The following is a 10449-nucleotide window of genomic DNA, read 5'->3' as shown; positions in this document are numbered from 1 at the left end:
GGTCGCTCGTGGCGGCGGGCGATCCGGCGCGCGCGCGCGGGGACATCGACGCGGCGCTGGCGACGGCGAAGGACGATCCGCTCGCCTGGCTCCTCTCCGCGACGCTTGCGCGGCGCACCGGCGATCTGACGCGTGCGCAGGGCGACATCATCGAGGCGTTGCGCCGCGCTCCCGACGATGCCTCGGTCGAGCTGGAACGCGGCAACGTCGCCGCTGCTCGCGGCGATGCGACAGAGGCGCAGGCCGGATGGCGGCAGGCGATGAAGGTCCAGCCGCTCAGCCCGGCCGCCGCCAGCGCCGCGCAGGCGCTCGCGCAGTTCGAAGCACCGGTCCCCGCCGCGCCCGCCGGCACCAAGCGCCGCGAGGGACGTTGAGGGCGCCAACGGAGTCCAGCCATGCATTACCTGCACACCATGATCCGCGTTGCCGATCCCGACGCGACGATCCGCTTCTTCAACCTGCTCGGCCTGAAGGAAGTCCGACGGATGGAGAACGAGCAGGGGCGGTTCACGCTGATCTTCCTCGCTACGCCCGAGGACATGAACGCGCCGGGCGAGCGGGCGAACGCGGAGGTGGAACTGACCCACAACTGGGACCCGGAGGAGTATGGCGCCGGCCGCAACTTCGGCCATCTCGCCTACCGTGTGGAGAATATCCACGACACCTGCCGGCGGCTGATGGACGGCGGCGTCACGATCAACCGGCCGCCGCGCGACGGGCGCATGGCGTTCGTCAGGACCCCCGACGGCATTTCGGTCGAGCTGCTGCAGGATGGCTCGCTCGAACCCGCCGAGCCCTGGGTGTCGATGCCCAATGTCGGAAGCTGGTAAGATGGCCGTGCTCGACGTCGCCCGCGTGCCGGTCCTGTCGGACAATTACGTCTGGCTGGTCCACGATCCCCAATCGGATGAGACCGTGGCGATCGATCCGGGTGACGCGCGGCCTGTCCTCGATGCCGCCGCGGCGCGTGGCTGGCAAATAGCGCAGATCTGGAACACGCACTGGCATGCCGACCATACCGGCGGCAACGCCGCGGTACGGGCCGCGACGGGCGCGCCGATCACCGGTCCTGTTGCGGAAGCCGCCAGGATCGACGGGCTGGATGCCACCGTGTCGGACGGCGACATGCTTCGGCTCGGCGGCCATTGCGCGCGGGTGATCGCAACGCCGGGTCATACCGCCGGCCACGTCTCCATCCATTTCCCCGACGACCGGATCGTCTTCACCGGCGACACGCTGTTCGCGATGGGCTGCGGCCGGTTGTTCGAGGGCACGGCAGCGGACATGTTCGCCTCGCTCGCCCGCTTCGCGGAGATGGACGACGACACGGTGATCTACTGCGGCCACGAATATACCCAGGCCAACGGACGCTACGCGCTGACCGCGGAGCCGGACAACGCCGCCATCCATTCGCGGATGAACGACGTCGACCGGTTGCGGGCGCTGGGCGAGCCGACGGTGCCGACCACGATGGCGCTCGAGCGCGCGACGAACCCGTTTCTGCGTGCCCGGTCGGCGGAACAACTGGCGCAGCGACGGGCGGCGAAAGATTCCTTTCGCGGCTAGGCGCGTTGACCGCGCACTACCGTAACAAGGAACGACGCGATGCGACCGACGACCGTCACTCTCGCGCTGCTGGCGGGCTGCGCCCTTGCCGGCGGATGCACCGTCACGCCGGCCGAGCGTGCCCGCGACCAGGCGGCGGCCGCGACGACGCAGCAGAAGCTCGACGCCCGTCTCGCCGGCCTGTCGCCGGGGCCGCAGACCGACTGCATTCCCCAGTATCCCACGGTCCACAGCGAACCCTATGGCGCGAAGATCGTCTACATCGTGAGCAACAGGCTTGTGTACGTCAACGACACCGGCGGCGGATGCGAGGGCCTGGACCGGGGCGACTATCTGGTGACGATCTCCCACGGGGGCCGGTTGTGTCGCGGCGATATCGGGCAGACGTTCCAGACCGGCACCAACGTACCCACCGGCAGTTGCGCGCTGGGATCGTTCACGCCGTACAGCCGCCCGTGATCCGGACCTAGACCTGGACCGCTACAATACGTAGCGGCTAAGGTCCGTGTCGCGGGCGACGCCGGCCAACTGCCGATCGACATAGGCGGCATCGACCGTCACGACGCTGCCGTAGCGATCCTCCGCCTCGAAGCTCACCTCCTCCAGCAGCTTCTCCATCACCGTCTGCAGCCGGCGCGCGCCGATGTTCTCGATCTCGGCGTTCACCTCCGCGGCGATGCGCGCGAGCGCGTGGATGCCGTCGTCGGTGAAGGCGACCTCCAGGCCCTCGGTCGCCAGCAGGGCGCGGTACTGCTGCGGCAGGCTGGCCTTGGTATCGGACAGGATCGCAACGAAATCCGCTTCGGTCAGCGCCTTCAGCTCGACGCGGATCGGCAGGCGTCCCTGCAACTCGGGCAGCAGGTCGCTCGGCTTGGCGACGTGGAACGCGCCCGATGCGATGAACAGCACATGGTCGGTCTTCATCGGCCCATATTTGGTCGAGACGGTGGTGCCCTCAATCAGCGGGAGCAAGTCGCGCTGCACGCCCTCGCGGCTGACCGATGCGCCGCCGCGTCCGTCGCTGACCGCGATCTTGTCGATCTCGTCGAGGAAGACGATGCCGTTCTCCTCCGCGTCCGCCAGCGCCACGCGGCTGACCTCATCCTGATCGAGCCGCTTGTCCGCCTCCTCCTCGACCAGCTTGGTCCAGGCGGCGGGCACGAGGAGGCGGCGGCGCTTGAGCGGCTGGCCACCGCCACCGAACGCCTTGCCCATCATGTCGCCCAGGTTGATCATGCCGACCTGGCCGCCGCCGCCCGGCATCTCGAATGGCATCTGCGCCGCAGCCTCCAGCTCGACCTCGATCTCGGCAGTGTCGAGATGGCCCTCGCGGAACCGCTGGCGGAAACTCTCGCGAGTCGCCTGGCTGCTGTCCTTGCCGGTCAGCGCGTCGAGCAGCCGCTTCATCGCCGCCTCTTCGGCCTTTTCCTTCACCGCCACGCGGCGGCGATCCTTTTCGAGCCGGATCGACTCCTCGACCAGGTCGCGGGCGATCTGCTCCACGTCGCGGCCGACATAGCCGACCTCGGTGAACTTGGTCGCCTCCACCTTCACGAACGGCGCGTCGGCGAGCTTCGCCAGCCTGCGGCTGATCTCGGTCTTGCCGCAGCCGGTCGGCCCGATCATCAGGATGTTCTTGGGGCTGACCTCGTCGCGTAGCTCGGGGCTGAGCTGCTGGCGCCGCCAGCGGCTGCGCAGCGCGACCGCGACCGCGCGCTTGGCTTCCGCCTGGCCGATGATGTGCGCGTCCAGCGCGGCGACGATCTGCTTGGGGGTGAGGGAGTCTTTCATTTCGTTCTCGCTCCCTCCCGTTCGCGGGAGGGGTTGGGGGTGGGAAGGCGCGCGGGAGGGGAGCTAGGAGGCCTCCAGGCTCTCCACGGTCAGCCGATCGTTGGTGTAAACGCACAGCTCCGCGGCGATGCCCATCGCCTTGCGACATACGGTCTCGGCGTCGGCCTCATATTCCACCAGCGCGCGGGCGGCGGCGAGCGCGAAGTTGCCGCCCGAACCGATCGCAGCGATTCCACCTTCAGGCTCCAGCACGTCGCCGTTTCCCGTCACGACCAGCGTCACGTCCGTGTCGGCGACGATCAGCATCGCCTCCAGGTTGCGCAGGAACTTGTCGGTGCGCCAGTCCTTCGCAAGCTCGACGCAGGCGCGCAGCAGCTGGCCCTGATGCCGCTCCAGCTTCGCCTCCAGCCGCTCGAACAGCGTGAAGGCATCGGCGGTGGCGCCCGCGAAGCCGGCGATGACCTTGCCGTTCTCGGAGCCCTTGCCGCCCAGCCGACGCACCTTGCGAGCGTTGGGCTTCATCACCGTCTGCCCCTGCGTCACCTGCCCGTCGCCGGCGATGACCACGCGGCCGCCGCGGCGCACGGACAGGATGGTGGTGCCGTGCCACACCGGCTTGTTCTCGCTCATGTCGGCCATATGGGAGCCGCCCGCCCGGCCCGCAATCGAGCGCAAGGGGAACGCCATGACGACAGGAAACACAGGAACGGCGCGGTGCGCGTCATCCCGTCCGGTTGGCCAGCCAGCCATAGAGGAACGCCTCGTCCGCCGGTCGCTCTTCGGCAAGCTGGACGTAGCGTGCACCGCGCAGCGCCTGCACCGCCTTTACCAGCACCGCCTCTCCACCCGGCGAGCGCCGTTTCAGGAACGCCGCCAGCGCCGCGAGCGTCCGTGTGCCGAGCTTCCCGTCGACCGGCCCATCGGGATAGTCGCTGGCGCCCCGGTTCAAGGCGTTGAGCGCGCGCTGGGCAAAGCCGATCGCGGTCCCCGTCCCCATGTTGACGCCGGCATCGAACAGCTCCGCCGCCAGCGCAGGCGCCAGGCCCGCCATCCGGTCCAGCCCCGGCGCGGTCCAGTAGGATCGCGCGTAGATCGCCGCCGCCCGCTCGCGGGGCAGCGAGCGCATAGCGCCGAAGTAGCCGTCCGCCCGCGCCACCTCCTGCGTGATCCCCCAGCAGGTCGGCCCGCCCCGGTCGGCGGGATGGTCGACATAGCCGCCCTCGCGGGCGATCACGATGTCGACGAGATGATCGATGTCCATGGCCGTGCTCCTGTCGGAAGACCGGGAGTAACCTGTCTGGTACATTGTAGGACAGCGACGAACTTCCGTCGTCATCCCGGACCTGTTCCGGGGTGACGAACCGGCCGCCCTGTCGGCGGAACCTCCCCGCTCCGCACGGCGTAGATGACGCATTCGACACTGGCGGTCGCGGCGAACGCCGCCGATGACCCCACGGCACGACAAGGAAGTGACGACATGACCGACCGGAGATGCGTCGTGGTAAGCGGCGCGGAGAGCGGGATAGGCGCCGCCTGCGCAATCGCGTTCGGGGCGCAGGGCGACAATGTCGTCGTGCTGTTCCACGATGCCCGCAACGACGGCAGCGATACCGTGGCCAAGGTGAAGGCGGCAGGTGGCGATGCGATCGCGGTGCAGTGCAACGTCGGCGACGAGGCATCGGCGGAGGCGGCGTTCGCCGCGGCCGAGCAGGCGTACGGCCTCGCGACGGTGCTGGTGAACTCGGCCGGCATAAACATGGCCGGCGTTACCGTGCGCCAGATGTCGATGACGCAATGGGAGCGGATGCTCGACACCGACCTGACCGGCGCGTTCCTGATGTCGCGACGCTTCGTGCGCGACCGGCCGGCGGGCAAGCCGGGGTCGATCATCCATATCTCGTCGATCCACGCCTATGCGGTTCGGTCGGGCGGCGCCGACTATTGCGCGGCCAAGGGCGGCCTGACCAATCTGATCGAGACGCTGGCGATCGAGGAGGCGCCCAATGGCATCCGCGTCAATGCGATCGAGCCGGGCATGATCCTGACGCCGATGAACGAGCGCGCAAGCAGCGATCCCGTGTATCGCAAGACGCTGACGCAGAACATCCCGATGGATCGCGCCGGCCAGCCGGAGGAAGTAGGCGACCTCGCGGTGTTCCTCGCGTCCGACAAGGCGAGCTACATCACCGGCGCGCGGATCGTGATCGACGGCGGCCTTTCGCTGATGCAGGCGATCGGCGCGTGACCGGCGAGGTCGGTCCGCGCGCGACAACCACTGCGATCCCGGCGTCCGCGCCCGATCCCACCGGCGACCGCAAGGGGGTGGTCGGGCCGTCGGCCATGCTGGTCGATTTCAACGTGCAGGAGATCCAGAACATCGTCCTGACGGGTCCGCCGGTGCTGATGGCCCGCGACCTGATGAGCCCCTATGTCTGGCTCGAGCCCGACGGGCGCACCGGCATCATGGTGCGCGCGGTCACGCGGCCCGGCGAGCCGATGACCGACACCGGCATCATCTGGGCCGGATGGAGCACCGATGGCGTGAACTTCGCCATGCTCGACCAGCCGTCCATCGTGCCCGGCACGGGCGACGACCAGGATTCGGGCGGGGTCGAGGATCCCACGGTCGTCAAGATGGAGGACGGCAGCTACGTCGTCTACTATACCGGCGTCCAGGCCGACATGGCGCATGGCGAGATGTTCTATGCCAGCGGGCCGGGCGTTGACGCGCTGACCAAGACCGGCGTGGCGCTTGCCTCCACCAAGTCGCTCGGCAACACCAAGGAGGCGACCGTCGACCGCGAGAAGGACGGGCGCTGGAGCCTGTTCTACGAATATGCGGCCGAAGAGGCGAGCCGGATCGGTCTCGCCATCGGCCCGAGGGTGGACGGGCCGTGGGACGAGCAGCCGACGCCCTTCATGCCGCGCGAGGACGGGTGGGACAACTGGCACCTGTCCACCGGTCCGATGCTGCTGGACGATCCCGCCATGCCGGTGATGTTCTACAACGGCGCGACGCACGACGCGCGCTGGCGGATCGGCTGGGTGGCGTTCGACCGCGAACTGATGCGGGTCGTCGACCGCTGCATCCAGCCGCTCGTCACCCCGCCGCCCGCGCCCGACCGGACGGCGAGCGATATCGCCTTCGCCGCGTCGGTGACGAGCCGCGACGGCGAGATCTGGTTGTATTACTCGCTGGAGGACCGCCGGCTGGCGCGCGCGCGGATCAGGCGCAGCTGAGCGTAATCCCGGCCGGCAGGGAACCTTGCGCGTCGCTCGTCCACTATCGCCTCGACCTTTTCGAGGACAAACCATGACCGACCGACCGCCCATGCAGGACCCGCGCCACCAGTACCCGCGCCCGCCCTTCGCCCGCCAGCCGCAGCCGGCGCCCGGCAGCGCGGCCGACATGGATCCCAGGCCCGACCATGGCGAGACGAGCTATGTCGGCTCCGGCCGGCTGGCCGGTCGCCGCGCGCTCATCACCGGCGGCGACAGCGGGATCGGCCGCGCCGCCGCGATCGCCTTCGCCCGCGAAGGCGCGGACGTCGCCATCTCGTATCTTCCGTCGGAGCGGTCCGACGCGGCGGAGGTGCTCGCGCTGATCGAGGCGGAGGGGCGCCGCGCGGTCGACCTGCCCGGCGACGTCACCGACGAGACGTGGTGCCGCATCCTCGTCCACCAGGCGGTGGAGAAGCTGGGCGGGCTCGACATCCTCGTCATCAATGCGGGACGCCAGCAGAACCGGCCGGACATCTCGAAGGTCACGTTGGAGGATTTCGACCTGACGATGAAGACGAACCTCTACGCGATGCACTGGATCGCGCAGGCGGCGGTGCCGCATCTGCCGGCGGGTGCGAGCGTCATCACCACCGCCTCGATCCAGGCGTACGAGCCGAGCGCGATCCTGCTCGACTACGCCACCACCAAGGCGGGTATCGTCGCCTATACCAAGGCGCTGGCCAAGCAGCTGCTCGAGAAGGGCATCCGCGCCAACGTCGTCGCGCCCGGCCCGTTCTGGACCGCGCTCCAGGCCTCGGGCGGGCAGCCGCCGGAGGCGGTGATGAAGTTCGGCAGCGAGAGCCAGTACGGCCGCCCCGGGCAGCCGGTGGAGATCGCGCCGGTCTATGTGCTGCTCGCGAGCCAGGAGGGCAGCTTCATCAACGGCGAGGTGTACGGGGTAACGGGCGGCGCTGGGGTGGCGTGAAGCCTGAGCGGGGCGTCGCCGCCCCGCTCAGAACCGCGCGATCAGCGCCAGCCCGCCGATCATCAGAGCCCCGCCCGCCAGGCGCGGCAGGCTGGCCGTGTGCTGCTGAAACCCCAGCAGCCCCCAATGGTCCATCGCCAGGCTGGTGATGACGCCCGCCGTCACCGTGGTGGCGAGGAACGCGCCCGCGCCCAGCTGCTTGGCCACCAGCAGCGTCGACAGGACGAACACCGCGCCCAGACAGCCGCCGACCCATCCCCACCACGGCACCAGTGCTCCCGCGCGCGGGAAGGGCGAGCGGGTGACGGCGGCAAAGACCAGACCGGTCAGCATCGTCGCGCAACCGACGATTGCGACCGACCAGCCCGGCGGCACCGACTTGCCCAGCGTCGAGTTGGTGCCGCTCTGCATCGTGTTGAGCATCCCGGCGAGCGCGGCGAACAGGTATCCGGCGATCCCGCCCACCTCAGGCCTCCTGCACGGGCGGGCCGCGGAACGCGTCCAGGCCCTCGTGGCGCGGCAGCGCAACCGTCCGGCCCGTCCGCTCGCTCTCGTACACCGCCTCCATGATCAGGTGGTCCTGCACCCCCTCCTCGCCCGGCGTGCGCGGGCGGCGGTCCTCCAGGATGCAGGTGGCGAGGTGGTCGATCTCGGCGGCGAACTGGTTGCGCGGCTCCAGCACCAGCTCGTCCAGGCTGGTCGCGTCGCCCTCGCGGCCGATCACCGTCATCCGCTGGCCGCGATATTGGTAGGCGTTGGGCATCTCCACCGCCGCGGTCTCGAAGTTCAACCGCTGGTTCTTGTCGTCGCGCGCGCCATAGGAGCAGAAGCACTGGACCAGCGCGTCCGACGGGAAACGCAGGGTGAAGGCGTTGGTCTCCTCCACCTCGGCATAGCGCGGATCGGCCGTCGGGCTGTAACGGGTCGCCCATAGCTGCACCGGCTCCTCGCCGGTCAGGAAGCGCGCGGTGTTGATGCAGTAGAGGCCGATGTCGAACAGCGACCCGCCGCCGGCCAGCGCCTTCTTGTGCCGCCACTGCTGCGCGCCGTCGGGCGCGACCGTCTGGACGTTGATCGCGCTCATGCCGACGAGGCGACCGTATTTCCGGGTGCGCGTCCACTCCATGAGGCGCATGTTGTACGGCTCGAACTGGATGCGATAGGCGATCATCAGCCTGACGTTCGCGTGCGCGCAGGCCGCGACCATCGCCCGCGCCTCGGCGGAGGATGTCGCCATCGGCTTCTCGCACAAGACATGCTTCCCGATCTTCGCGGCGCGCTCGACATACTCGCGGTGGAGGCCGTTGGGCGTGACGACATACACCGCCTTCACCTCGGCCACGTCGCGCAGCCGCTCGAACGCGGCATAGTCGTAGCAGCGATCGGGCGGGATGCCGTATTGCGCCGCCACCGCGCGCAGCTTGTCGGGAGTGCCCGAGACGAGCGCCACCGGGCTTGCCTTCATCGACTGGGCGAAGGCGGGCAGGATCTGCTCCAGCGACAGCCGGCCCAGGCCGACGATCGCGAAGCCCACCCGTTGCTCGGGCGGCAGCGGCGAGGGCGGCGGTGCGGACGGCGTGTCGGCGGGCGCGCGCCAGGCGGGAAAGCGGACCTTCCCGCCCTCCACATGGCCGGTGTCGACCGTGCTGGGCGGGATCCTGGGGCTGGGCGGGATGCCGGGGCTGGGCGGGATGCCGGGCGTCGGCGGCACGCGCTGCGCGCCAGCGGCACCGGGGGCGAGGATCAGCCCGGCGGCGGTGGCGGTGCCGAGCTTGAGCAGGCGGCGGCGGTCGAGCGCCCTATCGTCGTCAACGTTGTCCACAGGCCTTGTCCCTTCGAGGGTCGCGTGCGGGCTGAACGTGCGAGCGCGGGTTTGGGACGCGAGGCCAGGGTCCGATCTCAGTCTATGCCGGGTCCGTCGAGGCCCGGGGCGAACCGAAGGAGAGGTTGGAGGATAGGGCATCGACGAACGAACGCTGGCGCCCGCCGCCCTCGCCGCTAGGACCCGGGCGGTGACGGACCCCCTTCCCTCCCGCGCCGCGCCTTCCCGCCTCGCGGGCCTCGCGCCGCTCGCGCCGGTCGCGCCGCTGGTCGCCTCGATGGTGTCGCTGTGCATCGGCACCTCATGGGCCAAGACGCTGTTCCCGGTCGCGGGCGCGGCGGGGATGACGGCGCTGCGGGTCGGGCTGGCGGCGCTGCTGCTCGTCGCGGCGCAGCGGCCGTGGCGGTGGCGGCTGACGCGCGATCAGGCGGGCGCGGTCGCCGCCTATGGCGTGGTGCTGGCGTGCATGAACCTCAGCTTCTACGCCTGCGTGCGGCGGTTGCCGCTCGGCATCGCCATCGCCATCGAGTTCCTGGGGCCGCTGGGGGTCGCGCTGATCCACTCGCGACGGCGACTGGACCTCGCCTGGATCGCGCTGGCGGGGGGCGGGATCGCGCTGCTGGTCGCGCCGCGCGCCGGTCTTGCCCCGCTCGATCCGGCGGGTGTCGGCTTCGGCCTGTCCGCCGGGTTGTTCTGGGGCCTCTACATCGTCACCGGCAAGCGCGCCTCCGCGCTGGTGCCCAGCCACCGGATCGTCTGCCTGGGGCTGTGCGTCGCGAGCCTGGTGGCGGTTCCGGCGGGGGTGGCGGCGGCGGGCGTCGTACTGCTGCGGCCGGACGTGCTGGCGACCGGCGTGGGCGTGGCGCTGCTGTGCGGGGTGCTGCCCTATTCGCTGGAGATGATCGCGCTGAAGCGGCTGCCCGCGCCCGTCTTCGGCGTGGTGCTGAGCCTGGAGCCGGCGGTGGGCGCACTCGCGGGGCTGGCGGTGCTGGGCGAGACGCTGGGCGGGCGGCAATGGGCGGGGATCGCCGCCGTCGTCGTCGCCTCCGTCGGCAGCACGCTC

At 70.1% G+C, this 10449-nt stretch carries 13 protein-coding genes; 8 read left to right on the top strand and 5 right to left on the bottom strand.

Translation table 11 applies throughout. The features are described 5' to 3' along the window. The 4 genes from HUV01_RS07160 to HUV01_RS07145 all read left to right on the top strand — a co-directional run. Positions 1-374, top strand: a 374-nt coding sequence (locus HUV01_RS07160; protein WP_174297611.1) for a tetratricopeptide repeat protein, incomplete at its 5' end; no start/stop codon positions are given. 21 nt (positions 375-395) lie between these two features. After that, entirely contained in the window at positions 396-830 is a 435-nt protein-coding gene (locus HUV01_RS07155) for a VOC family protein (RefSeq protein ID WP_174297610.1), read from the top strand. Between the two features lie 7 nt (positions 831-837). Continuing rightward, the gene (gene gloB / locus HUV01_RS07150; protein ID WP_174297615.1) at positions 838-1566 is read left to right on the top strand and encodes a hydroxyacylglutathione hydrolase; all 729 of its coding nucleotides are present in this window, start codon (positions 838-840) and stop codon (positions 1564-1566) included. A 39-nt stretch (positions 1567-1605) separates the two neighbouring features. After that, the gene (locus HUV01_RS07145) at positions 1606-2025 is read left to right on the top strand and encodes a hypothetical protein (RefSeq protein ID WP_174297609.1); all 420 of its coding nucleotides are present in this window, start codon (positions 1606-1608) and stop codon (positions 2023-2025) included. A 21-nt stretch (positions 2026-2046) separates the two neighbouring features. Here HUV01_RS07145 and hslU read toward each other — a convergent pair whose 3' ends face one another. From hslU to HUV01_RS07130, 3 genes are all read right to left on the bottom strand, one after another. Continuing rightward, positions 2047-3357 carry an ATP-dependent protease ATPase subunit HslU gene (hslU, locus tag HUV01_RS07140; protein ID WP_174297608.1) on the bottom strand — a complete coding sequence of 437 codons (1311 nt, stop codon included), beginning with the start codon at positions 3355-3357 and terminating at the stop codon, positions 2047-2049. A 63-nt stretch (positions 3358-3420) separates the two neighbouring features. Next, positions 3421-3987, bottom strand: coding sequence for an ATP-dependent protease subunit HslV (gene hslV, locus HUV01_RS07135; protein WP_174297614.1), 567 nt, complete (start codon positions 3985-3987; stop codon positions 3421-3423). A gap of 91 nt (positions 3988-4078) precedes the next feature. Further along, a complete protein-coding gene (locus HUV01_RS07130) occupies positions 4079-4618 on the bottom strand; it encodes a glycoside hydrolase family 108 protein (RefSeq protein WP_174297607.1) in 540 nt (179 codons plus the stop codon). 216 nt (positions 4619-4834) lie between these two features. On the opposite strand from HUV01_RS07130, the gene HUV01_RS07125 reads away from it, so the two are divergent. The 3 genes from HUV01_RS07125 (at position 4835) to HUV01_RS07115 (ending at position 7564) form a co-directional block, all read left to right on the top strand. Then, positions 4835-5602 carry an SDR family NAD(P)-dependent oxidoreductase gene (locus tag HUV01_RS07125; protein WP_174297606.1) on the top strand — a complete coding sequence of 256 codons (768 nt, stop codon included), beginning with the start codon at positions 4835-4837 and terminating at the stop codon, positions 5600-5602. 95 nt (positions 5603-5697) lie between these two features. After that, positions 5698-6597, top strand: a complete 900-nt coding sequence (locus HUV01_RS07120) for a glycosidase (RefSeq protein ID WP_438827155.1) — start codon at positions 5698-5700, stop codon at positions 6595-6597. Positions 6598-6670: 73 nt separating this feature from the next. Next, the gene (locus tag HUV01_RS07115) at positions 6671-7564 is read left to right on the top strand and encodes an SDR family oxidoreductase (RefSeq protein ID WP_174297604.1); all 894 of its coding nucleotides are present in this window, start codon (positions 6671-6673) and stop codon (positions 7562-7564) included. 27 nt (positions 7565-7591) lie between these two features. On the opposite strand, the gene HUV01_RS07110 is transcribed toward HUV01_RS07115, so the two are convergent. Both HUV01_RS07110 and HUV01_RS07105 read right to left on the bottom strand, forming a co-directional pair. Continuing rightward, positions 7592-8029: a DMT family transporter gene (locus tag HUV01_RS07110; protein ID WP_217430941.1), complete on the bottom strand. Its 438-nt coding sequence runs from the start codon at positions 8027-8029 to the stop codon at positions 7592-7594. 1 nt (position 8030) lies between these two features. Next, on the bottom strand, positions 8031-9386 hold the full coding sequence (locus HUV01_RS07105) for a Gfo/Idh/MocA family protein (protein WP_217430940.1): 1356 nt from the start codon (positions 9384-9386) through the stop codon (positions 8031-8033). Between the two features lie 190 nt (positions 9387-9576). Here HUV01_RS07105 and HUV01_RS07100 point away from each other — a divergent pair. Then, positions 9577-10449 (top strand): EamA family transporter (locus HUV01_RS07100; RefSeq protein ID WP_254606449.1); only part of this gene is annotated, 873 nt, incomplete at its 3' end.

This window comes from Sphingomonas bacterium (genome assembly GCF_903643035.1).
Taxonomy (GTDB): Bacteria; Pseudomonadota; Alphaproteobacteria; order Sphingomonadales; family Sphingomonadaceae; genus Sphingomonas.
Note: the sequence above shows the minus strand (reverse complement) of the source record. Positions and strands in the feature narration are given on the sequence as shown.